Origin of the sequence: Nostoc sp. (assembly GCF_036919495.1) — a bacterium.
Lineage (GTDB): Bacteria > Cyanobacteriota > Cyanobacteriia > Cyanobacteriales > Nostocaceae > Nostoc.
This window is the reverse complement of sequence record NZ_JBALBZ010000032.1, coordinates 25,020-48,091: the sequence shown is the minus strand read 5'-3', so window position 1 is coordinate 48,091 and position 23,072 is coordinate 25,020. Positions and strand designations below refer to the sequence as shown.

20 protein-coding genes, 1 tRNA gene and 1 pseudogene are annotated in these 23,072 nt (G+C 40.4%); 15 read left to right on the top strand and 7 right to left on the bottom strand.

The genetic code is table 11. From position 1 onward, the window contains the following. Positions 1-10: 10 nt before the first annotated feature. From V7K25_RS04450 to alr, 7 genes and pseudogenes are all read right to left on the bottom strand, one after another. Positions 11-2,836 carry a methyl-accepting chemotaxis protein gene (locus tag V7K25_RS04450; RefSeq protein WP_335155439.1) on the bottom strand — a complete coding sequence of 942 codons (2,826 nt, stop codon included), beginning with the start codon at positions 2,834-2,836 and terminating at the stop codon, positions 11-13. 60 nt (positions 2,837-2,896) lie between these two features. Beyond that, positions 2,897-3,394, bottom strand: a complete 498-nt coding sequence (locus tag V7K25_RS04445) for a chemotaxis protein CheW (RefSeq protein ID WP_335155437.1) — start codon at positions 3,392-3,394, stop codon at positions 2,897-2,899. A gap of 4 nt (positions 3,395-3,398) precedes the next feature. Continuing rightward, the gene (locus V7K25_RS04440; protein ID WP_335155435.1) at positions 3,399-3,776 is read right to left on the bottom strand and encodes a response regulator transcription factor; all 378 of its coding nucleotides are present in this window, start codon (positions 3,774-3,776) and stop codon (positions 3,399-3,401) included. Positions 3,777-3,862: 86 nt separating this feature from the next. Next, a pseudogene (locus V7K25_RS04435) lies at positions 3,863-4,027 on the bottom strand (four helix bundle protein); the annotation flags it as partial. A 45-nt stretch (positions 4,028-4,072) separates the two neighbouring features. Beyond that, positions 4,073-5,140: a response regulator gene (locus V7K25_RS04430; RefSeq protein ID WP_335155433.1), complete on the bottom strand. Its 1,068-nt coding sequence runs from the start codon at positions 5,138-5,140 to the stop codon at positions 4,073-4,075. 931 nt (positions 5,141-6,071) lie between these two features. After that, positions 6,072-6,153, bottom strand: a tRNA-Leu gene (locus V7K25_RS04425). A 174-nt stretch (positions 6,154-6,327) separates the two neighbouring features. Continuing rightward, positions 6,328-7,515 (bottom strand): alanine racemase, encoded by a 1,188-nt coding sequence (gene alr, locus V7K25_RS04420; RefSeq protein WP_335155431.1) that lies wholly within the window; start codon positions 7,513-7,515, stop codon positions 6,328-6,330. 309 nt (positions 7,516-7,824) lie between these two features. Between alr and V7K25_RS04415 the strand changes: the two genes are divergently transcribed. The 15 genes from V7K25_RS04415 (at position 7,825) to V7K25_RS04345 (ending at position 23,040) form a co-directional block, all read left to right on the top strand. Beyond that, complete coding sequence (locus V7K25_RS04415; RefSeq protein ID WP_100898801.1) at positions 7,825-8,322, top strand: HNH endonuclease; 498 nt, start codon at positions 7,825-7,827, stop codon at positions 8,320-8,322. Between the two features lie 768 nt (positions 8,323-9,090). After that, positions 9,091-10,374, top strand: a complete 1,284-nt coding sequence (locus tag V7K25_RS04410) for a DHH family phosphoesterase (RefSeq protein ID WP_335155429.1) — start codon at positions 9,091-9,093, stop codon at positions 10,372-10,374. Positions 10,375-10,549: 175 nt separating this feature from the next. Further along, entirely contained in the window at positions 10,550-11,020 is a 471-nt protein-coding gene (locus V7K25_RS04405; protein WP_335155427.1) for a DUF29 domain-containing protein, read from the top strand. Between the two features lie 105 nt (positions 11,021-11,125). Beyond that, positions 11,126-11,536: a RusA family crossover junction endodeoxyribonuclease gene (locus V7K25_RS04400; RefSeq protein WP_335155425.1), complete on the top strand. Its 411-nt coding sequence runs from the start codon at positions 11,126-11,128 to the stop codon at positions 11,534-11,536. After that, on the top strand, positions 11,533-12,768 hold the full coding sequence (locus V7K25_RS04395) for a hypothetical protein (protein WP_335155423.1): 1,236 nt from the start codon (positions 11,533-11,535) through the stop codon (positions 12,766-12,768). The genes V7K25_RS04400 and V7K25_RS04395 overlap by 4 nt, the downstream gene beginning before the upstream one ends. Next, positions 12,765-13,448 carry a Shedu immune nuclease family protein gene (locus V7K25_RS04390; RefSeq protein ID WP_335155421.1) on the top strand — a complete coding sequence of 228 codons (684 nt, stop codon included), beginning with the start codon at positions 12,765-12,767 and terminating at the stop codon, positions 13,446-13,448. The genes V7K25_RS04395 and V7K25_RS04390 overlap by 4 nt, the downstream gene beginning before the upstream one ends. Positions 13,449-13,666: 218 nt before the next feature. Beyond that, positions 13,667-14,161 (top strand): phosphohistidine phosphatase SixA, encoded by a 495-nt coding sequence (gene sixA, locus V7K25_RS04385; protein WP_335155419.1) that lies wholly within the window; start codon positions 13,667-13,669, stop codon positions 14,159-14,161. Positions 14,162-14,268: 107 nt separating this feature from the next. After that, complete coding sequence (locus tag V7K25_RS04380; protein WP_335155417.1) at positions 14,269-15,405, top strand: citrate synthase; 1,137 nt, start codon at positions 14,269-14,271, stop codon at positions 15,403-15,405. 288 nt (positions 15,406-15,693) lie between these two features. Next, positions 15,694-16,812: an NADH-quinone oxidoreductase subunit NuoH gene (gene nuoH / locus V7K25_RS04375; RefSeq protein WP_335155415.1), complete on the top strand. Its 1,119-nt coding sequence runs from the start codon at positions 15,694-15,696 to the stop codon at positions 16,810-16,812. Positions 16,813-16,910: 98 nt separating this feature from the next. After that, the gene (ndhI, locus tag V7K25_RS04370) at positions 16,911-17,495 is read left to right on the top strand and encodes an NAD(P)H-quinone oxidoreductase subunit I (RefSeq protein ID WP_335155413.1); all 585 of its coding nucleotides are present in this window, start codon (positions 16,911-16,913) and stop codon (positions 17,493-17,495) included. A 140-nt stretch (positions 17,496-17,635) separates the two neighbouring features. After that, entirely contained in the window at positions 17,636-18,250 is a 615-nt protein-coding gene (locus V7K25_RS04365; RefSeq protein WP_100898809.1) for an NADH-quinone oxidoreductase subunit J, read from the top strand. 59 nt (positions 18,251-18,309) lie between these two features. Continuing rightward, positions 18,310-18,615: an NADH-quinone oxidoreductase subunit NuoK gene (gene nuoK / locus V7K25_RS04360; RefSeq protein ID WP_006199065.1), complete on the top strand. Its 306-nt coding sequence runs from the start codon at positions 18,310-18,312 to the stop codon at positions 18,613-18,615. A 6-nt stretch (positions 18,616-18,621) separates the two neighbouring features. Continuing rightward, positions 18,622-19,542 (top strand): NAD(+) kinase, encoded by a 921-nt coding sequence (locus V7K25_RS04355; protein ID WP_100898810.1) that lies wholly within the window; start codon positions 18,622-18,624, stop codon positions 19,540-19,542. Positions 19,543-19,927: 385 nt separating this feature from the next. After that, positions 19,928-20,758, top strand: a complete 831-nt coding sequence (locus V7K25_RS04350; RefSeq protein WP_335155410.1) for a GNAT family N-acetyltransferase — start codon at positions 19,928-19,930, stop codon at positions 20,756-20,758. Between the two features lie 623 nt (positions 20,759-21,381). Continuing rightward, entirely contained in the window at positions 21,382-23,040 is a 1,659-nt protein-coding gene (locus V7K25_RS04345) for a glycosyltransferase family 39 protein (protein ID WP_335155408.1), read from the top strand. Positions 23,041-23,072: the final 32 nt, after the last annotated feature.

Here is a 23,072-nt window from a genome sequence, read left to right as displayed (position 1 = left end):
AATGACAAACTTAACTAACTTTGAAAGCCTCGACAGTCTCTTGTAACTGATGGGAAATCTCTACAGTTTGTTGCAGAGATTCGGAAACTTGGCGCGAAGAATCGCTGGTGCGTTGTGATACAGCAGCGATATCTTTCATCAATTGGCTAACACTTTGTGATGTTTCAACCTGAGATGCAGTTGCAGTAGAAATCGACTGCACTAAAGAGTCAATTTCACGCGATACATCCAAAATTTCACTCAGACTTTGTTTAGCTTCCTCCACAATTCGAGTTCCTTCTACAACTTGGGTAGTGCCTATTTCCATCGCCTGTACCACTTCACTGGTTTCTCGTTGAATGTTTTCAACAATTTGTTCAATTTCTTGGGTTGCTGCGGCACTCCTAACTGCTAGTTCGCCAACTTCTTCAGCCACTACGGCAAAACCTTGACCTTCTTCACCCGCGCGCGCTGCTTCAATACCGGCGTTAATGGCAAGTAAGTTAGTTTGAATAGCGATTTGGTTAATCAACGAAACCACGCGAGAAATTTGTTGCGAAGATTCTCCCAAACGTTTCACTTTCTTAGCTGTTTCACCCACCGTTTTCCGCAAAGACAGGATGTTTTGTACTGTTAAATCCATCGCGTGTCCACTCTTAGTAGCGGTGTGAGCCGCATGATTGGCAACGAAAGCAGCTTTTTCGGCACTTTCGGCTACACCTTTCATAGATAGGGTCATTTGGTCAACAGCATTGAGGGTACGGTTGATTTCAGCCGCTTGGGTGAGTGCTTCCTCTGCTAAATGCCGGATAGCTCCTTCGTTAGAGCCAATGGCAGTATTAACGTGGGTGGCAGCTTCTTGAACTTGGGTAACAATATCTCGGAGGCTTTCGACAATGGAGTTGAAAAAGTCGGCAACAGTGCCTATTTCTCCAGCCGTTACGTCTGCGCGTACTGTCAAATCGCCTCTGGCTGCACCTTCTACCTCATTGAGTAGTTGTAAAAGTTGCTGTTGCAGTGTTTCTTGTTGATGCAGTTCGTCGCCAGAACCGATTACTGTAACATTACTAGATTGTATCTCTTCTAATAACTTGGCTTGTTCTAAGGCATAGCCGATTTGAGTTGCTATCTGTTGAAACAAGTCAATTTCCGGCTGTTGCCAAACACGAGGAGTTTCGCACTGATGAGCAATTAATAAGGATAAAAGCTGTCCTTCGGCAAGAATTGGTACGATCAAATTACCTTTGACAGCAAATTTTTCCAAAAGTTGGACGTAACCGACGGCATTTTTCAAGCTTTGGTCTTGATGAATGTTTGCAATTGCTTGCACCTGTCCGTACTGATCGGTTTCTAGATAACGTTGCCGAAAATAAGGATCGTCAATTTTCACTCCGAGCATTTTTGGCCAATTATCAGTTACCGATTCAGCAACGATAACGCCATTCCCAGTATTTTGATTTAAACTATAAATGATTACCCGGTCTGTTTTTAGCGATCGCTGAACTTCTTTTACTGCTGCTTGATAAATATCTTCAGTTTTGAGAATTTTCCGAATTCGCAGGGTAATATCTGTTAGTAGTTTTGCCCCTTCAACGTCTAGTTCTTGTTCTTTAACTAAGACCTGCAATTGTTCGGCCATCTGGTTGATATTTGCACTCAATACCCCTAATTCGTCTTCTCTTTCGATTTCCAGACGGGTATTAAATTTACCTTGACCAAGCTTTGCTAATGCCGCAGTCGCATTTAAAATTGGCTGTGTAGTAAGTTTAGCTAACCGAGATGCGATCGCAGCTACAATCAATGCTGTAACTGCTGTGCCAATGGTTATAATCCACAACAATTGTCTTTGCGGCTCAAATACAATTGCTGTGTCTGTAGATAAAAGTACTTGCCAGTTTAAATCTGGTAAACCATCTAACTTAGTGGCTGGTATGTAGCTGACTAGTTCTTCTTTTTTGCCAGTTTTGGGAACTTCTATAAAACTATCTACCTTATTGGCTGCTACCAGTTTAGGTAAATTAGAATACTCTGCCTTTGCCTGTTTGCCTAATAATTCCTTTTGTGGACTCAAGAAAACTGTTCCCGAAGCATCGAGCAAATGGTATTGTTGTCCATTGGCTACGTAGTTTTTGATGACTTCTTCTAAAGATTTTACGGGCATCCGCGCTCTTACTACACCAATGGTTTGGCCTGTCCTTATCTCTTTCACAGGTGCAGCTATATAAATACTCACCACTCCAGTATTTTTTGCTGCTTCAGGTTTACTGATAATAGGAGTATCTTTTTGTAAAGCCTCTTGAAAGTAGGTACGGTCTTTTTGGTTGTCTAGGGGTTCGCCTGTGGATTGGACAATCAACTTACCTTGGCGATTAAAAACAGCAACGCTGTCATAAGCTTTGTAGGCTTTGATAACTCCATCTAAGATTGCTTGTTTATCTTGAGTGGTGATGCTTACACTAGCCTGGGGACTTGTCAAAAAAAGTAAACTTGATATTACCTGAATATCACCGTACCGTCCCGACATGAAACGGTTAACTTTATCACTTAAGCCAATAGCTTCAGCTTGTTGAGACTGGGTAATTTGCTTAGTAATTGATTTGTTGGCAAAGCTAAAAGCGATCGCACCGATGCCCAATACTGGTATTGTACCGATTGCGATCGCTAAAATAGTCGCTTTCTTAGCCAATCCGAATTTTGTAAAAGAGGCAATAGCCTGATTTAGTAAAGAATTATTAGCCGTTTCACTAGTAGCCTTAGCTGGTAGCTTTATGGCACTACCATTTATTTTTTGGGATGAAATCAGTGATGCTCGATTTTGAGCGCTACTACCTTGATTCGTATTGGTTTTATTAAACATAAAAGTAATTCTCCTAACTATGTGAATAAGAACACTAAAAATCCTTTTTAGTAATACACTCTAATCACTGCGGAGAATAGTAGATTGCACAATTGCCTGAGCATCTAATACCAGTAATATTTCTTCTTGTTGCACAATGCACCCACATAAATAAGGAACTAAACTGGATGCCACTTGTCCAATAGGAGAATGAATATCATCAGGGATGAACTTAGTCGTACCTTTTATTTCTTGCACCACTAAACCTAATACTAATGATTCCACTTGGATAACAATAGCACTGTATTGTCGCAGGCGATAATCTAGGGATTCTAAATTAAGCATTCTTGGCAAATCAACAACCCAAATTATCCGACTCCGCCAATTCATTAATCCTAATATACAGGTGGGCATATTAGGCATTGAGGTTACAGATTCAATCGGTACAATAATAGCTTCTTGCGTATGTTTCATTGATAAAACAGCAGTAGTCTGTTGATTTAGCTGAAACTTCAGATAAGCATCTGCTAAATTATTTTGGGTTTCTTTTGAAGGAAGTGTAATGTTTATACTAGTCATTGATTCAAATTACCACTGATTTAATAGTACGTAGCAGAAGTTCGCGGGTGTAAGGTTTAGTTATGTAAGCATCTGCACCCTGTCTCATTGCCCATAAACGGTCAATTTCTTGATTTTTGGAACTACAAATTACAATTGGCACTTTGGCAGTAATCGGATTTCTTCTGAGATAACGACACAATTCAAATCCGCTCATTTCTGGCATTACTACATCAGTAACAATCGCATCTGGTTTTTCTAACACAGCTTTTTCTAAACCTTCTTTTGCACCACTTGCTTTAATTACGGTGTAACCACTTTCTTTCAGATAATGGCTCATTAATTCTAATTCGCTGGGAGAATCTTCTACAATCAGAATTGTGCCAAGTAAAGTCAGACTCACTATTAAATCTCCTAAAAAATAAATTAAATATATTAGCATTTATTATTAGAATTCAGGAGTCAGAATGGGCTAAACGCTCCGCGAACCGCTATATTTGCTGGTATAGAAATTACTGCTCGTATAAATTGAGAGGTAAGCCCATATATTTCTGATTTAGGAAAGTTAGCAGTAAATGGGTACACTAATAAAATAAATTGATGTACTTTCTGGCAAACTATCAAATCTTGAAATCTCTTCGCTGGCTGTCTCATTTCTTCTAACTCCTGACTTCTGAATTCTGAATTCTGACTCCTAAATTAACCAAGATGTTTAAAAACCATTTTTAGCAATTCTGATTGTGTAAAAGGCTTAGTCAAATATCCTGATGATCTAACTAATTTCGCCTTTGCCCTGTCGATAAATCCTGTTCTACCAGTCACCATAATAATAGGCGTATGTTTAAAAGCTGAATGTTTACGTAATAATGAACATAGTTCGTAGCCATCTAAACTTGGCATCTCAACATCTAGCAATATCAGGTCGGGTTTACTCCGAAGAATTTGCATTAAAGCCTTCACAGGATCGTTGATCATCACAACTGTAAATGTGTTTTCATCCAAAAAGTGTTTAATGGAATTCAAAACTGTTTGGCTGTCGTCAATGCAGGCAATTGTATATAGTTTTTTACCAGTAGGTAGCTGAGTATTTTTATTATTTTCAGCAATATCAAAATTGATTGGTATCGGTAACTTTTGCCCAATTTTTATTTTCAGTTGTGCCTGAACTTGAGACGGTTGTATTTTAGACAAAACTTGGGAACCCCCACCAGCCGGAATAGATGACTGGATATTTTGCCGATTTCGTAATTGCTTTTGACAATGTTCAACAAGTAACCGCAAATCCAGGCGACAGAACTTTGGTAATTCATCCAAAGAGCTTTCTGGGCTGAATTCATAGCTACCTTCTTTTAAACATAGAAATGATTCCAGTACTTCCTTTGCTAATTCGTCTATCAGGCTCGCTGCTTGTACAGAGGTGATATAGTCCTGATTTACTAACCAACAAATAGCTTGGTAATCTGCATTTGGTATTGATTGATGTTCATTCTTTGTCTCAAACATCAGCCGCATCTGCACACGAGCGGCGCTGTTAAGAGCAGGAATTTGCTGGCTCAAGCGCCGCAAGTGACTGTCAAGCCGCTCAAACAGTTTATCTGAATAGGAGGCATAAGTAAGTTTACCGTCCTCTAGATAAATTGACCAAGAAACTATTCCAGTAAATATATTTAAGCACCCTGTAGCACGCCGACTGGTTAATTGTGCCAACAGAGATAGCGGATGTAGTTTCTGGAACAACCTGTAGCTACCTATAGGAGTTGTGCTCATTTTGCTTTTACTTCAGCTAAATTCGATACGTGTAAGCTAAATTCGTACAGAGTTATTCCACAATTTAAATCAAGTAAAAAGCATCAAAATTTTGTATTTTCAAGTACATTAGCTTATCTCTAGATTTTGTGGTGAAACTCAACGAAAACAGCGTTATTTTCAAATAATCAAATCTCAGTAAAATCGTAAATTATTATTAATTTACTTTCTGTTACTGAGATTTACAGACTTTTTGGGCAATAAGACATAAAAATGTCAAGACTAGATGAAGCCACTTTCCATTGAGTAACCCCAATCTGACCACAGGAATAATACTGATTTTGTCGATAGTGATATATTTGAACTTCTGTATTTACACTGAAGTTCTATTTAGTCTTGATTAGGTAAGCAGTATATGAAGCTACTTTGCGTCGAGTAACTTCAACTTGACCACAGTAATAATACTGGTTTATTGATAATAATAAATTGATCTTTTAATATTCACACTTACAAACGTAGATACAACAGAATACAAAACTTATCTTTTGTAGCGACAGCTTAACGCACCGCAAGCACTCGAAATGGTGCGTTAGGGACGTAACGTACTCTACTGGCGTGTCAACAATTGCAAAAATAATTGTAGGTTGGGTTGAGGAACGAAACCCAACACTCCGATCAATGTTGGGTTTCGCGTTGCTCAACCCAACCTACATCTACATCTAACGCACTATTTTAAGCTTTCCACGTCACTACCTACGAAAACAGTAGGTTATTAAATCCACGTTTTTTATATTTATTTGAACAGAAATCTGGAATGACAAGCTTTTTAAGGGCAGGATTTCTGATGTGTAAATCCTATTTAGGCAATATTTAAAGAGGCTGGTAATTACCCCTGAAGTTTTAACTCAAGTTTAAGTACCAGCCTACATAAGGCAATTCAATTTATTAATAGTGCGGATGAAAGGACTTGAACCTTCACTCCTTTCGGAACTAGAACCTAAATCTAGCGCGTCTGCCAATTCCGCCACATCCGCATCAGTTTACTATCATACCATAAGAAATTATTTTTGGGAATAGGGAGTAGGGAAAGCAGGGGTAGATAAAGAACTATTTATTGCTAGGGGCAAGGGGGAGAATAAAATAATTACCTCTTTCCCCTCTGCTCCCTGCTCCCTGCCCCTCTGCCTCTTCTCCTTCTCCATGCTCAATTACATAACCGCAACACGAGGCAGACGATGCTTAAACCCACAAAGAATTTCCCAAGAAATAGTGTTTAGTTGTTCTGCCCAATCGTCTGCTGAAATTTTTTCTTTTCCCTGTTTCCCTAGCAAAGTGACTACTTCCCCTTCTTGGATATTGGGTATAGCACTCACATCTAGCATCAACTGATCCATTGTAATTGCCCCGATTTGCAAAACTCGCTGACCGCGAATTAACACCTGCATTTTGTTGGAAAGATTACGAGGCACACCGTCAGCATAGCCAATTCCGACGACGGCGAGGCAAAGTTCACGCGGGGCAATAAATTTATGCCCGTAACTAACAGCTGTTCCTGCGGCAATTGTTTTAACTTGGGTGACTCTTGCCTTAAGTTGCAAAACCGGCTTGAGATCGATCGCATTTTGTAAATGGGTTGCTGGGTAGAGTCCGTAAACGGCTAAACCTACTCGCACAATGTCGTAGTGCAGTGCTGTATCTGTCAGTGCAGCCGCAGAGTTTGCCAAATGCAAGCAGGGTGGCTCAATTCCCATTGCTCTGATTTGAGCGATCGCTTCCTCAAATCGTCTATGCTGTTCTTCCATTGCCGTAGTATCAGGATCATCTGCTGTTGCCAAATGAGAATAAATACTGGCAATAGATAGATGTGGTAAGCGCTGCACTAATTGCACAAATTCACCAGCTTGCTGCCAATTAGTTCCTAACCTAGACATTCCCGTATCTAATTTGATGTGTACGGGCACTGGAGAACCATGATTCATGGATTCTAGAGTGTCGGAAAATACTAAAGCTTGTTTAGGGCTACAGAGTGTGGGCTGAAGTTTCCAATGTGCGATCGCATGAATCTGCTCTGGTGTATGAGTTGCCCCTAAAATCAAAATGGGCGCTTCAATCCCCCCTTCTCGCAATTGAATTGCTTCTGGAACTGTAGCGACTCCCAGCCAACTAGCTCCCGATTCGATTACAGTTTGGGCGACTGTTACCGCTCCATGTCCATAAGCATCAGCTTTTACTACTGCCATTAACTCAGTACGCGGTGATAAAAACTGTACCAATTGGTTTACATTGTACGACAACGCCTTTAAGTCAATTTCTATCCAGGCTCGTTGCGAAAACCACTCATAGGTGTCGCACTGCTGATTAGGAACTACACCAGAGATTTGTTTGCGACTTAACATTTGTACTGACTCCTATCCCACCACGGCTAAACTTCAAAATTATCTATACACGCTTACTAAAGCAAGATCAGATTAAATAGGAAGTGTAACCTTCATATTGGAATTGATACAAGATGTTGCGGTAGTAAAGTAAAAATTAAGAATTATCAGTGGCGAGCAAAGCCAGAGATGCTCCTCACTTCTCAACTTCTAACTCATAACCATAACTTAATTGCCGAATTATCCCGAAAGTATAATTTATTCTCATCTCCCTAGTAGGATGTATTTGTGTTAACATTTATGTAAAGCTAATACCCTGAGCGCAGATAAATGGGGAAGGTTTTAGTCTTAAACGCCTCTTACGAACCTCTCAATATAACGAGTTGGCGTCGTGCTGTGGTTCTTTTAATTAAGGGCAAAGCAGAACGCGTGGAACACAATGGGAAATTCCTATACTCGGATTTTCCATTGCCGACCGTGATTAGGTTGCGTCATTACGTGCGTGTTCCTTATAAAGAAATTCCTCTGACTCGCCGAAATATATTGCACCGTGACGGTCATGCGTGTCAATACTGTGGTTATACAGGGGATGAGTTGACCCTAGACCATGTAATACCGCGATCGCGCGGCGGGGGCGATAGCTGGGAGAACATTGTGACTGCTTGTGTGCGTTGCAATGTCAAGAAAGGCAGTCGAACTCCCAATGAAGCTCACATGCCTTTACGTCATCCTCCTCGCCAACCTTATAGCAGCCTCTATTTCGAGGTCAGCAAACATCTTAAGAGTGGACTGCATACAGAGTGGCAAAAGTATGTTATAGGTCTTTGAGCAAAAAAGTAGAGGAGCAAAGGAGAAAGAAAAAATATCGCCGTTGCTTTAGTTATCAATTGTTGAAAAATTGGTGGCTATATTAATTGCAACGAAAGCGATTGCGTCTTCAAACAGGAGGCGCAATGCCTCAACGCTCAAGCCTCTAGATTTATGTATGGGGCTTGCTCCCTAGGTTATGTCTTCTTGCACTAGTACAGGTTGGCGGAAATAAACGTACTATTTCATTACAGCCAGAAAGCCCAAAATTATAGTTTTTTGACGTTTTGACTTTTAACTTCCGCCTTGCGGTACTAGACTTCGCTCTAAATTATCTGAATTTTCAAAGGGGATAAAAAACACGCATTGTTCAATAAAAATAATTGTTAATTGCTCAATACTCACAAGAATGAGAGTATTGAGCATAGGACTATTTAAAATATCAAGGAGTAGACCTAAAGTTTAAGATAGAAATTATACCCTAAGTCAGATTAAAATCCCACTCATTAAATTTAGAAAGACAAAAAAAGCTCCTCAAACAGATTTATGCTGTCACATAAAGCCCTATATACTAAACTTTTTTGTTTCCAGCACCTATAGGTCTAAGGTGGAATTTACTTCATTATTGGCCATTGTTGAGCGCTGCTGTGACTGACAAAAATATACTCAGATGTATAGTGCAATGTTCTGAGATTTTTGCGAAGATCAAAATAATGTGGCTGAATTCAGTGAATTGCTGATTGTAGTATTTCTGAATTAAAGGAGCCTCACACTTTAAAAAAGTTCCCTATGTACTTGAATTCTCCCGTTACTCAGTTTGAGAGTTTGTCATCGACCACAGAGCCAAACCCAGAGGAACCTGAAATAGAGAAAACGCCAGTGGAAGTTTCATTTAAAACTCCGTCATTACCGCCATCGGTAGGCGATGGAGCTATATATCTTAATAACCGTGGTAATTCCCTGGCACAACAAAAGTCAGAAGAACTGCAAAGAACCCTTCTGGCACACCGACACGATCGCCAGCTCATAATTCTGCAAGATTTTCCCGATCCTGATGCCCTTTCCTGTGCCTGGGCTTATCAGTTAATTGCCCAGCAATATGATATTAAATGTGAAATCATTTATGCTGGTGCATTAAGTCATCAAGAAAATATTGCCTTGGTAAGGTTGACTAATTTACCTATCCAACGCTGGACACCGCAAACCTTGAAAACCAAGGATTTGTCATGTTATCAAGGTTTTGTATTAATTGATAACCAGGGAACCACTTCACAGCTACTGTCAGCAATGCAGCAAGCTAGAATTCCCCTAGTAGTCCTCATCGACCATCACAGTATCCAAGGCGATCTGCAATCAGAGTTTGAGGATATCCGTCCTTATGTCAGAGCGACGGCAACAATTTTTACCCAATACCTGCAAACGGGATTATTGGCATTAGATAGCAGCATAAATCAACACGTCAAATGCGCTACTGCCTTAATGCACGGTTTGCGATCGGATACAAATCGGCTGATGCAAGCGCAAGAAGAAGACTTTATGGCAGCTGCGTATTTAAGCCGATTTTATGACGCTCAACTGCTAAACGCCATTTTACAGGCGAATCGTTCCAAGCGGGTAATGGATGTGATCGAGCGATCGCTAAAAAATCGCATCGTCCAAAATAACTTTTCCATCGCTGGTGTTGGTTACCTACGCTACGAAGACCGTGACGCCATCCCCCAAGCGGCTGATTTTCTCGTCACCGAAGAAAACGTTCACACCGCCGTAGTTTACGGCATTGTTCACGATGAAGACGAAGAACTAGAAATAGTCATTGGCTCCCTGAGAACTAGCAAACTCACCCTTGATCCTGATGAATTCATCAAAGAAGCCTTTGGACAAGATAGTGCAGGGCGCTTTTTCGGCGGTGGAAGGACAAGCGCAGGCGGCTTTGAAATTCCAATGGGCTTTTTGTCTGGCAGCAACGAAAATTCCGCCTATGCGAAAATGAAATGGGAAGTATTCGACAATCAGATTAAGCAAAAACTGCTGAGATTAGTTAATCCCAGAGACAACCCGATTCAGTCGGAGTAGAGGGAACTCAAGGAGACGCTGAGAACTCCTGACTAATGCAGCAGTCAAAGTGTTTGTTCAGATAGCATCCCTTCCCGATTTTTGATAAAAGTCGGGAATTTGGATTTTATGACGAATGCTGAACTAAATCAAAGTTAACTTGCGCCTACCTATTTATTTGTGAAGAAGGAGCGCCATGAAGTCTATAAAATTCCAAATCTTACAAACTCTGTATGAGCAAGATTTTTATGCTTGGGTAGAGCAGACAGCAGAGCTTTTGCAATCGCATCAGTGGGACACCCTAGATTTAGAACATTTAGTTGAGGAAGTGGTGGACTTGGGTAAAAGCCAACAACGGGCATTGCAAAGTGCGTTGCGGTTGGTGTTGTCGCATTTGTTGAAGTGGAAGTATCAACCAGAACGTCGTAGTCACAGTTGGCAAGTCACCATTACCCGTGAGCGATTGAATTTGGATGAATTGCTGCAAGAAAGTCCTAGCTTGCGGCGTTTTTTAAATGATGCCGAGTGGATTAATACTACTTATCAAAGAGCGCGGCGAGAGGCAATGGTGGAAACAAGTTTATCAGAAGATAACTTTGCGATCGCTTGTCCCTTTGCTGTCGATGAGATTTTAGACTTAGACTTTTATCCTAACGCCGACAAATAACCATGTAGAATTTTTGTATAAGTATAGATATATCCAATATGTTCAGGAGTCAGTTGTGAAAACTGCTGTAAGTTTGTTAACTAATTATCAAAATATGCACTTGGAATGCGAATAATACCTTTTGAATTTCTCATTCCCAGACGACCTGTTTCGTTACAGACAAAGAAAAGAGAAAATCTTCAGGCATGGAAGAATTTTGTGCGCGTTGAAGCCCAAAAGGTTTGGAAAGATAACAGTCCCATTAAAGACGGCGATCTACAACTGACGCTAGTTTATCTTTGTGATGAGTTTCCGGCTGACATCGATAATATTATCAAACCAATTCAGGATGCACTTGTAGACTTAGTTTTTGAAGATGATAGTTTAGTATCAGATGTAGATAGTCATCGTCGGTTTATGTCTGATCCGATTGATATTATAAGTCTACCTTCCTTATTACAGCGTGCTGTCATCACAGGTAAAGAGTGTGTTTATGTAAAAGTGAGTGAATCTCAACCATTGGAAAAATACTTATGATTAACAATACTAAAAATTTACATGATGAAAAGATAAAATCTCTGGCAGATAAGTACGAAAGTCAAGGATTTCGTGTTTTACTTAAACCCAAAGCAGATGAATTACCATTCTATTTGGGTAACTACCAGCCAGAGATGATTGCTATTAAAGACGGCTCAGGTTTGGTAATTGAAGTAAAAAACAGCCTCAACCGTCTGTCGGTTGATCGTTTACAAGCTTTAGCAGAAGAAGTGAGTAAACATCAAGACTGGCGTTTTTTATTGGTCACGCTTGAAGACATAGAAGCTAAGTCATTACCTGGAACATCCGAACAACTTCCTTCATGGCAAGAGCTAACTGATCGTTTTTTCCAAGCGCATAGGCTTATTGAGAATGATGAAATTGAGCCTGCTTTTCTTTTTCTCTGGAGTATTTTTGAGGGGATTTTAAGAAAGCGAGCAATCGATGTGTTAATTCCTATTGAACGTTTCCCATTTATAGGATTACTAAAGCATCTGTACTCTTTAGGAGAGTTATCAATTTCTCAATTTGACCTTGCTCAAGCTTGTTTTGAAGTTCGTAATCGTCTTGCTCACGGATACATTGAAAAGCTAAATCCGCAAGTTTTGCATGATTTTGATAAGTTGGTTCGTGAATTGCTAAGGGAATGGATAAATGAAAGTGGGATAACCGAAAAATTAGCCGTGCTGAAGAAAAGATTGGCAAAATATGATCAAATTTTTAATGAGATATTTGCTTTAGAGGCAAAAGATTATCAAACTTTTAATGAGATCGTTGCTTCAGAATTAGTGAACATTGACACAGAAAAAAAGGAGGAAATACTCTTAAATATTAAAAGGTCTTTCCAAGAAAAAGGTTTAGAAAAATATTTTAATGATCTACAACATTTAACTGATGAGTCTTATGACTCTTCTATAACTGTTGAATCAAATAACCAGCAGTTAAATAAAAACCAAGTAGTTTTACTCGATAAAGCACAAATAGCACTTGATGCTTTACAAACTAAAGAGCAAGAAACAATTATTAATGCTATTAATTGTTTGGAAAATTTTCCTGATTGTTCAGTACTTCAAATTGCTAATTTGAGTTCAATTCCAAATTATTTCATTGCACGACAAGGGAAATATAGAATTATTTTTAAATTTAAACCTGAAGAAGTAACTATTGTTGATATAGTTAATTCCGACCGTATTAATATATTATATGGCTCATTAAAAGAGGCTAAAACATGAAAGGTCTAGATTCTTTTACTCTAGACCTTAAAGAGTGTCTATGTGAGCTTGAGGAATTTGAAAACTTGCTTAAGAATAATACGGAATTAAAAGAGAATAAGGATATACTTCCATTCTTTAAACAGAGGCTACATTTATCAGCATTTATTGGAATGTACGTTCCTCAGATTATTAGGTTCAACCAAATTAAACATGAATTCACCTTTTATGGTGATTTTCGTGCTGATTTAGTTGTTGGTGATTCTATAAATAACACATATTGTTTTATTGAATTTGAAGATGCTACTGAAGACAGTATATTTGTAGATAAGGGAAGAAGTACATTAGACTGGTCGCCCAGATTTGAACATGGATTCAGCCAAATAATTGATTGGTTTTGGAAAATTGATGATTTTAAGAATACTTCTTTAGCTCGTTCTATTTTTGGAAGTGAAAATATAGAATTTTACGGCATTCTTGTTATAGGCAGAGATGCTTTCATATCTCCTATTGATAAAGCTAGATTAAAATGGCGTTTAAATAAAGTTTTAGTAGACTCACGCAAAGTAATTTGCATAACATTTGATCAGTTAGCTCGAGATATTAGAGATAGACTTTCCCTGTATCCACTGATTTATGAAACGGAATCACAGTCCGAACAAGTTATTTCAACAGATGAAAGCGATCGCTCATCCTCCTAGCTTTATTTAGCTGAAGTGTAAACCAACACCAATCTCTAAGGTTTAAACCTGTTGCCATAACCGTAACACGTTAGAACACCTAACGCCGCGTTGCACCGGACAGATGGCAGAGCAACGAATACGTAATAATGATTAAGATTAGGATAGGTTAATTGACAGCAGACGTAAATCCTAACTAAGCACGGGCTACGCCCCGCTATAGTAACAGAACTCAAAGTATGGAACTATATTTAATTCGTCATGGCATCGCCGAAGACAAGGGATTAGACATCAAGGATGAGGAGCGCAGCCTTACCAAAGAAGGACGGCAAAAAACTGAGAAAGTTGCCCAGAAACTTGTTAAATTGGGATTAAGCTTTGATTTGATTCTTACCAGCCCCTTAGTGCGGGCCCGCCAAACGGCTGATATTCTTATAGCAGAAAAACTAAGCTCCAAATTAGAGCAATCTAGCCACCTCGCACCCGATGGTCAAATTTCTAGTTGGCTAAAAGACTGGTTAGAGCCAAGAAATTATTCCCAAAATACCCAACTGGCGCTGGTTGGACACGAGCCTGATTTGACCAATTGGGCAGAAATTCTCCTATGGGGGGAAGTCAAAGGAAGCTTAGTCTTGAAAAAAGCAGGTATGATTGGGATAAAACTACCAGAAACAGGTTCTCCTCTGGGTCGGAGTCAGATGTTTTGGTTGACACCACCCAAGTACCTGCTATAACAGTTTTTCAACATTTCCAATTGTTGTTAGAAGGGCTACTGTTATGGCGATAATAATTTCTGGTAAGTTAGCTTGATCAGATATTTCACAAAGCGAATGGTGGTGCCATGATGGTGTGCGAATACAAGCCTGGTTTAGAAGGCATTCCCGCCGCCCAATCAAGTATCAGCTATGTTGATGGGCAAAAGGGAATACTAGAATATCGTGGCATCCGGATTGAAGAACTAGCAGAAAAAAGTACATTCATAGAAACTGCTTATCTCTTAATCTGGGGCGAACTGCCAAGCAAGGAAGAATTGAAAGCATTTGAGCATGAAGTTCGTTACCACCGGCGGATAAAATACCGCATTCGGGACATGATGAAATGCTTTCCAGAAAGCGGTCACCCAATGGATGCGCTGCAAGCCTCTGCTGCTGCTTTAGGCTTGTTTTATTCGCTCCGGGATTTACATAATCCTGCCTACATTCGGGATTCAGTGGTGCGCCTGATAGCTACCATTCCCACGATGGTAGCTGCTTTCCAACTGATGCGAAAAGGCAATGACCCGATACGTCCCCGTGATGACTTAGACTACTCCGCCAACTTTCTATACATGCTCGATGAGAAAGAACCCGATCCTCTGATGGCGCGAGTTTTTGATATCTGCTTGATACTTCAGGTCGAGCATACAATGAATGCTTCTACTTTCAGTGCTAGGGTGACAGCTTCCACCTTGACTGATCCTTACGCTGTGGTTGCTAGTGCTGTGGGAACTTTGGGAGGGCCCCTGCATGGTGGAGCCAATGAAGAAGTAATTCAGATGTTGGAAAAAATTGGCTCAGTGGAAAATGTCCGTCCCTATATAGACCATTGTCTGGAAACTAAATCTAAGATTATGGGCTTTGGACATCGTGTGTATAAAGTGAAAGACCCAAGAGCCATAATTTTACAGGGACTAGCAGAGCAGCTGTTTGAAAAGTTTGGGCATGACAAGTTCTATGACATTGCCCTAGAAATGGAACGCGTGGTAGAGGAAAAACTCGGTAGCAAAGGGATTTATCCCAATATTGACTTTTACTCCGGTTTGGTGTATAGGAAAATGGGAATTCCTACAGACTTGTTTACGCCAATATTTGCGATCGCTCGCGTTGCCGGTTGGTTAGCCCACTGGAAAGAACAACTAGCAGAAAACCGGATTTTCCGTCCTACCCAGGTTTACAACGGTCGGCACGAAGTTACTTATACCCCCATTGACCAACGGTAAATGGGCAGGGGGCAGGGGGAAAACTCTTCTCCCTTATCTTCCCCTGCTTGCTCATCTCCCTCATCTCCCGCATCTCCTCAATAGCAATCTCAATGCCAACCATAAGTAGAAGTTCTCATCTCGCTTCAGAGGGCTAAAACCATCCAACGATATACTAGGCATGGGCATTAGCAACAAATCTTCAATCAAGCGTCATCTGGGCAAAAATTAAAAATGCGTGAATTTACAGGTATTAATTCAACTAATAGTTGTAATTCACTATGACTCGATGTCTTAAAGAGTGGAAACATGAACTCAGGAATTGACCTCCAAGGAACTTTTATTCAATCCCTCCGGGATTTAGGTTTACCAGCAGGAACAGCCAAAGCGATTTGGATGCCACTGCCAATGATACTGATGCTGATTGGGGCAACAGTGGGGGTATTAGTTGCTACTTGGCTAGAACGAAAAATTTCCGCCGCCGCACAGCAGCGAATTGGGCCAGAATATCAGGGGCCTTTTGGGTTGCTGGTACCTGTAGCGGATGGTTTGAAGTTGGTATTTAAAGAAGATATAGTACCAGCCAAATCTGACCCCTGGCTGTTTACCCTTGGGCCAATTATTGTTGTAATTCCAGTGTTTCTGTCATTCCTGATCGTCCCCTTTGGGCAGAACATCGTAATTAGCAATGTGGGCATGGGCGTATTCTTGTGGATTGCTTTGTCAAGCATTCAACCCATTGGTTTGTTAATGGCTGGCTACGCATCTAATAATAAATACTCTCTCTTAGGGGGGTTGCGGGCAGCAGCGCAATCTATTAGTTATGAAATTCCTTTGTCGCTGGCGGTGTTAGCGATCGCTATGATGTCTAACAGCCTCGACACTGTTGATATTGTCAATCAACAGTCTGGCTACGGTATTCTGGGCTGGAATATTTGGCGACAACCAATCGGTTTCTTGATCTTTTGGATAGCCGCCTTAGCTGAATGCGAACGATTACCCTTTGACTTACCTGAAGCGGAAGAAGAAATCGTCGCAGGCTATCAGACTGAATACTCAGGTATGAAATTCGGTCTTTTCTACCTGGGTTCTTACGTTAACTTGATTCTTTCTTCCTTACTAGTAGCAATTCTTTACCTGGGTGGTTGGGACTTTCCCATTCCCCTCAACCTCATCGCTGGTTGGCTGGGAGTCAGTGAACTAAACCCCGTGTTCCAGATAGTAACTGCTGCTTTGGGGATTACGATGACCGTGTTCAAAGCCTATTTACTAGTGTTTGTCGCCATCCTGTTGCGCTGGACAGTGCCACGGGTAAGGATTGACCAACTGTTAGATTTAGGATGGAAGTTTTTGTTGCCAGTTGGCTTGGTTAATCTCCTATTAACCGCCGCCCTGAAACTAGCCTTTCCCTTCGCCTTCGGTGGTTAGTCATTAGTCATTAGTCATTAGTACAAATGACTAATGACCAAGGACAAAGGACAAAGGAAAAATAACGCTGATAGCTTAAAAGGAGAGATTGATACACAATGCTAAAGTTCCTGAAACAAGTTGGTGATTACGCCAAAGAAACAGTACAAGCTGCGCGTTACATTGGTCAGGGGCTTTCTGTCACCTTCGATCACATGCGGCGGCGTCCGATTACCGTACAGTACCCTTACGAGAAACTGATTCCTGGCGAACGGTTTCGCGGTAGAATTCACTTTGAATTTGATAAGTGCATTGCCTGCGAAGTCTGTGTTCGCGTTTGTCCAATTAACCTGCCTGTAGTAGATTGGGAATTCGATAAAGCCAGCAAAAAGAAAAAACTCAACCACTACAGCATTGACTTTGGAGTTTGTATCTTTTGCGGTAATTGTGTGGAATTTTGCCCGACTAACTGTCTATCTATGACAGAAGAGTATGAGCTTGCCACTTACGATCGCCATGAATTGAACTATGACAACGTAGCACTAGGTCGTCTGCCCTACAAGGTAACAGATGATCCAATGGTTACACCACTGCGTGAACTAGTTTACCTACCCAAGGGCGTCCTCGAACCACATGGACTGCCCGCAGATGCACCGCGTCCTGGTGCGCGTCCAGAAGACCTCGTAGAACAAACAGAAAAATAAATGTCATTTGTCCATTGTTATTTGACCAATGACCAATGACCAATGACCATCCAAATTTGTGATTTGTGATTTTGGATTGAAACAAAAATCTAAAATCTAAAATCCAAAATCCAAAATTGATTGACTAAGGACAAAAAACAGTGAATCTAGCGGAAGGAGTACAGTTTGTATCGCTTGGCATACTAGGCGTGATGATGATTGGGGCGGCCATAGGTGTGGTGCTGTTCTCCAACATCGTCTATTCTGCCTTTTTGCTGGGGGGTGTGTTCATCAGCATAGCGGGAATCTACCTGTTGCTAAATGCTGATTTTGTTGCAGCTGCACAAATACTGATTTACGTTGGGGCGGTTAACGTGTTGATTTTGTTTGCCATTATGTTGGTGAACAAGCGGGAGGATTTTGTAGCATTTCCCAACTCTTGGGTGCGAAAAGTACTAACAGGTCTAGTCAGTGTGGGATTGTTCGGTCTTTTAAGTACGATGGTGCTGGCTACTCCTTGGGCTTACTCAGCTGCTCCTGTGGCGGGTGGCGAAAGTTCTATAGTTTTAATTGGAGAACATTTCTTCACTGACTTTTTACTGCCTTTTGAACTAGCTTCCATTTTGCTGCTGATAGCAATGGTAGGAGCAATTATTTTGGCACGTCGCGAGTATTTGCCAGACCTGTTGACACCATCCAAACTGGGGCAAACTGTTTTGACTTTGCAAGAACGCCCCAGAGAACTAGTATCAACAACCAGCGAAACAAAAGAGTAATATTTACGACCTGAGTCGTAGATAAATAGCCAGATTTTTCAGGAGGGATATTCAGATTCATGCAACTCCAGTACTTTCTATTACTAGCAGCAGCTTTATTCTGTATCGGCATCTACGGTTTAATTACCAGCCGCAACGCTGTGCGGGTGCTGATGTCAATTGAGTTACTGCTCAACGCTGTTAATCTGAATTTAATGGCATTTTCCAACTTCCTCGACTCAACATTAATTAAGGGTCAGGTTTTCACAGTATTTGTGATTACCGTGGCCGCAGCCGAGGCGGCGGTGGGTTTAGCGATCGTGCTTGCCATTTATCGCAACCGCGATACCGTCGATATGGAGCAGTTTAATCTCCTGAAGTGGTAATTGTGCGTGCAACTCAAGCAGGTAATCATTGCTTATAAAGCGCGGGATGCCCGGAGTAAACAATGGGCAGAAATCTGTGCTAAACAACTAGAAAGCCGCGAGTGCCAGGTGTTGATGGGGCCTAGCGGGCCGAAAGACAACCCCTATCCTGTCTTTTTGGCTTCGGCGGCTCAACCAATCGATCTCGCCTTGGTACTCGGTGGCGATGGTACTGTTTTAACTGGTGCCAGACATTTAGCCCCGGCGGGCATCCCGATTCTGGGAGTGAATGTGGGAGGTCATCTGGGGTTTTTAACTGAGTCGGTGGAAGAGTTTCAGGATACTGAGAAAGTTTGGGATCGCCTGTTTGAGGATCGCTATGCTATCCAACGACGGATGATGTTACAAGCTGCTGTGTATGAGGGTCACGGGTCTAATTTAGAACCAGTTAGTGAGCATTATCTGGCTCTGAATGAGTTTTGTGTTAAACCCGCCTCCGCAGATCGGATGATTACTTCAATTCTGGAAATGGAAATTGACGGTGAGGTAGTCGATCAGTATGTCGGGGACGGGTTGATTATTTCCACCCCCACAGGTTCTACAGGTTACACTGTTTCTGCTAATGGGCCAATTATGCATGATGGTATGGAGGCGATTACCATCACTCCCATTTGTGCAATGAGCCTTTCTAGTCGTCCCCTCGTTTTACCTCCTGGTTCTGTGGTGAGTATTTGGCCTTTGGGGGATTACGATTTGAGTACCAAGCTGTGGACAGATGGAGTTTTGGGGACTTCAATTTGGCCAGGACACCGCGTTGATGTGCGGATGGCAGATTGTCGGGCTAAATTTATTATTTTGCGCGAGAACAATTCCTACTATCAAACCCTGCGGGAGAAGTTACTTTGGGCTGGTACAAGGGTTCACTACAGCAATAATCACCGTAATTAATTAAGTATTTTAGAGTGCATTTACCGGAGCGATCGCAACCAGAATTATCCAAGCCCCTGGATTTATCCGGGGGCTTTTGCCTTGATTTTGACTTATGCTTACTGTTTCACTTTAATTTAACGTGAGTTCAATAAATTACTGAACCGGATTGATTTATAGCCTATATCAAAAGAAAATTTTGTATCTTATTGCCAGATTTTTTAGGAATTAATCTCCATAATAAAAGCACTCTACCCCTAATTCAAGAGAGTAAAAAAGCTCTCTAGAGGTTCTTTTATCAAAAACCGTCTCAATCAGACTTCGACACATTAATGCATAATGTGAGCTATTTGTATATAGCCTAAATCCTAGTAAAATATTTTCGCAAATCTAAGTAGGAAGATAGATGGAAGTTTCTGGACGCAACATCAATTACCCACTGAATCCTCCTCTCACTCTTGAAGATTTTCCCGTCCTTCAAACTGAAAAATATACCCTACGGCTAGCGTCAACTGAAGAAGAATTAGAATCAATTTTTCGGTTACGCTTTGAAGTTTTTAATCTTGAACTAGGCTTGGGATATTCTGCTTCTAACTTTACCCAGATGGATATAGATAAGTTTGATACGGTTTGCCATCATTTAATCATGATCTCCAAACAAACGGGTAAAACCATTGGAACTTATCGGATGCAAACCTATGCAATGGCTTCTCAAAAATTAGGCTTTGATGCTGCCGATATATTTAATCTTAATGCAATTCCCAATTCTGTGCTTCAGGCATCAGTTGAAGTTGGACGTGCATGTATAGCTAAAGAATACCGCAATATTCAGGCACTTTTACTACTCTGGGAAGGATTGGCAAATTATCTCATCTGGAGTAGAAATCAATATTTCTTTGGTTGTGCATCATTACTAACACAATGCCCTTCAGAAGCTACTTGCACTTATGACTATTTTCAGCAAAATGGCTTGATGCATCCAAGTATTTTGGTTTCTCCAAATTCACAATTTTGTCTAAAACTACCTCATAAATGTCCAGATTCTTTCAATGTTGAAATACCTAAAATTTTGCAAGCCTACTTAAATATTGGAGCTAAAATATGCAGTATCCCAGCTATTGATCGGCAGTTTAAGACTATTGATTTTTTAACTATATCTAATGTTGCAGAGTTTGCCAGATGGCGTTATCCAAATCCTTTCAAAAAACCCTTACCACTGAGGGTTTGTCACGATTAATGTCACTGCTGCCGTGTTATCCAACGGACGTGAGAAAAAATATCCATCTGTGCGATTTTTGCCTCCGATAGCTTAAAAGCAAGGTTTATCTTCTTGCCAAGGGAGTATTATCAATCTGCTGATACAGCTACTTTAAAGTGCTACCTCATATTCTGATCAGTTAATAATACCAACTGGCATAGGCATCGCCCCTTCTACATACTGTCCTAGATTGGAGGCAAGGAACAACAATCCTTCGTTCAACCTTAAGCAATGCCCTTTTGACAACGTAGGAGAATTGAGAACTATAACCTGCAAAGCGATCGCTCAATGCACGTAGGTGTGGAGTTGGGTTACCACAGATGCGACTACACTTAGCGTATTTTACACTTCATTGACATCTCGGTTTTAAAACTAAGTCCAGTTTTGCGAGATTTGATACAACCTTGTCCAATTCTTTTCGTAATTAATAAAGAAGAGGTGTTGATTGCCAATGTTCCCAATCAAATAAAAGTACGGTTGGCGATGTTTAACAAATAGGCTTTGCTTGAAATCTTGGCAATGTCTAGGACGGAGGTAGCTGCGACACCTTATCTAGTACGCTTAATTAGATGATTTGAGAAAACTTTTTAGGAAACCCACTTATGCACCATCTCAAAGTTGCTCCGAGTTGGTTGCGATTTTTAATTATTTTCTTATTGACGATGGGTATATTGTTTCGCTATTTTAACCTTGATAGCAAAATTTACTCGTATGATGAAACTTATACTTCATTGCGGATTTCTGGTTACAGAACAACTGAAGTAAAACAACAAATTTTTAATAATCGTGTCATTACTAGAGAAAGCTTTGCCCAGTTTCAAGGTGCAAATCAACAAAAAAGCTTAAATGACACAATCATGAATTTGGCAAAAGAAGATCCTTACCATCCACCGCTTTATTACATAATAGCCAGATTGTGGATGAAGCTATTTGGTAATTCGGTGATGGCGATTAGAAGTTTATCTGCCTGCATCAGTTTGCTGGTTTTTCCTTGTGTTTATTGGCTATGCCGAGAATTATTTAATGTGCCATTATCGGTTCCTGGTGTAGCGATCGCACTCATAGCAATTTCTCCAATTCAACTAGTTTATGCCCAAGAAGCACAAGAATATATTCTCTGGTTAGTCACTATATTACTATCTAGTGCGTCTCTGTTACGAGCAATACGGCTAGAATCACAAGATAAAGATGAGCCATTAAAAGAACAAAAACGGCCAGATTTATTCGCTATTTGGAGCATTTATGCAGTAACTTTAGCTATCAGCCTTTATACATGTCTTTGGAGTGCATTTGTAGCACTTGCTCATGGAATTTATGTAATGATCGCTGCCAAATTTAAGTTGACTGAAACTGTTAGAACTTATCTATTAGTATCTCTGGTAGGTTTTTTAGCTTTTATGCCTTGGATAACAATTGTGATGGGTGACTTTTTTCAGTTTTTGATTTCAGCAGATAAAACTAAAAATCAGGCATTTACGATGCCTATATTTAAATTTTTGTTGATGCAGTTAAGCCGGATTTTTTTTGATATAGACCTTAGGCAAGATAATCCTTTTAACTCTTTAATTACAACAATATTTTTAATTATAGTAGGATATTCAATTTGTTTTCTTTGTCTAACGACTAACTATAAAGTCTGGTTTTTTCTGATCGCATTGATTGTAGTGCCAGCACTACCTTTAATACTATCAAGTTCTGGTGGCATACAATTATCTACCGAACCATATTTCATGCCATCTTATTTAGGAATCCAAGTAACTGTTGCTTATCTACTAGCTACGCAAATATATAATGAAAGCGTGTCACGCCGGAGCATTTGGCAGATAATTATAGCATTGGTGATTATTTGTGGACTGATTTCTTCTAAGGTGAGTTCCCAGGCAGAAACTTGGTGGAATAAGGGTATAAGTTATAGCAATCCAGAAGTTGCCCAAATCATCAATCAGACGAGTAGTCCACTTTTGGTTAGTGATGCTTTGGGCAATAATTATGGGAATGTTTTTTCTCTAAGCTATCTTTTGGAACTAAAAGTGCGGTTTTTGTTGGTAAACAACCAACAAATCCCTAAAATACCTGATGGGTTTGCTGATGTATTTTTACTCAATCCTTCAGATAGTTGGCGCGAAACAATAGAAAAAAATTATAACTTAAAGACAGATATTGTTTATAGCGATCAATATTATTCGGTCTGGAAATTGGCTAAATCTCCTAAATTGCGCCGACGTAATATCCCACCTAAGAATAAGTTATCTGCCAGTTAATAGCGTGGGAAGCTACACATTAGATGCTTCAC

Excerpts from the sequence above, each read along its gene's own strand:
- V7K25_RS04450 (WP_335155439.1), bottom strand. The coding sequence starts at position 2,836 with ATGTTTAATAAAACCAATACGAATCAAGGTAGTAGCGCTCAAAATCGA.
- V7K25_RS04445 (WP_335155437.1), bottom strand. The coding sequence starts at position 3,394 with ATGACTAGTATAAACATTACACTTCCTTCAAAAGAAACCCAAAATAAT.
- V7K25_RS04430 (WP_335155433.1), bottom strand. The coding sequence starts at position 5,140 with ATGAGCACAACTCCTATAGGTAGCTACAGGTTGTTCCAGAAACTACAT.
- alr (WP_335155431.1), bottom strand. The coding sequence starts at position 7,515 with ATGTTAAGTCGCAAACAAATCTCTGGTGTAGTTCCTAATCAGCAGTGC.
- V7K25_RS04415 (WP_100898801.1), top strand. The coding sequence starts at position 7,825 with ATGGGGAAGGTTTTAGTCTTAAACGCCTCTTACGAACCTCTCAATATA.
- V7K25_RS04410 (WP_335155429.1), top strand. The coding sequence starts at position 9,091 with ATGTACTTGAATTCTCCCGTTACTCAGTTTGAGAGTTTGTCATCGACC.
- V7K25_RS04405 (WP_335155427.1), top strand. The coding sequence starts at position 10,550 with ATGAAGTCTATAAAATTCCAAATCTTACAAACTCTGTATGAGCAAGAT.
- V7K25_RS04400 (WP_335155425.1), top strand. The coding sequence starts at position 11,126 with ATGCGAATAATACCTTTTGAATTTCTCATTCCCAGACGACCTGTTTCG.
- V7K25_RS04395 (WP_335155423.1), top strand. The coding sequence starts at position 11,533 with ATGATTAACAATACTAAAAATTTACATGATGAAAAGATAAAATCTCTG.
- V7K25_RS04390 (WP_335155421.1), top strand. The coding sequence starts at position 12,765 with ATGAAAGGTCTAGATTCTTTTACTCTAGACCTTAAAGAGTGTCTATGT.
- sixA (WP_335155419.1), top strand. The coding sequence starts at position 13,667 with ATGGAACTATATTTAATTCGTCATGGCATCGCCGAAGACAAGGGATTA.
- V7K25_RS04380 (WP_335155417.1), top strand. The coding sequence starts at position 14,269 with ATGATGGTGTGCGAATACAAGCCTGGTTTAGAAGGCATTCCCGCCGCC.
- nuoH (WP_335155415.1), top strand. The coding sequence starts at position 15,694 with ATGAACTCAGGAATTGACCTCCAAGGAACTTTTATTCAATCCCTCCGG.
- ndhI (WP_335155413.1), top strand. The coding sequence starts at position 16,911 with ATGCTAAAGTTCCTGAAACAAGTTGGTGATTACGCCAAAGAAACAGTA.
- nuoK (WP_006199065.1), top strand. The coding sequence starts at position 18,310 with ATGCAACTCCAGTACTTTCTATTACTAGCAGCAGCTTTATTCTGTATC.
- V7K25_RS04350 (WP_335155410.1), top strand. The coding sequence starts at position 19,928 with ATGGAAGTTTCTGGACGCAACATCAATTACCCACTGAATCCTCCTCTC.
- V7K25_RS04345 (WP_335155408.1), top strand. The coding sequence starts at position 21,382 with ATGCACCATCTCAAAGTTGCTCCGAGTTGGTTGCGATTTTTAATTATT.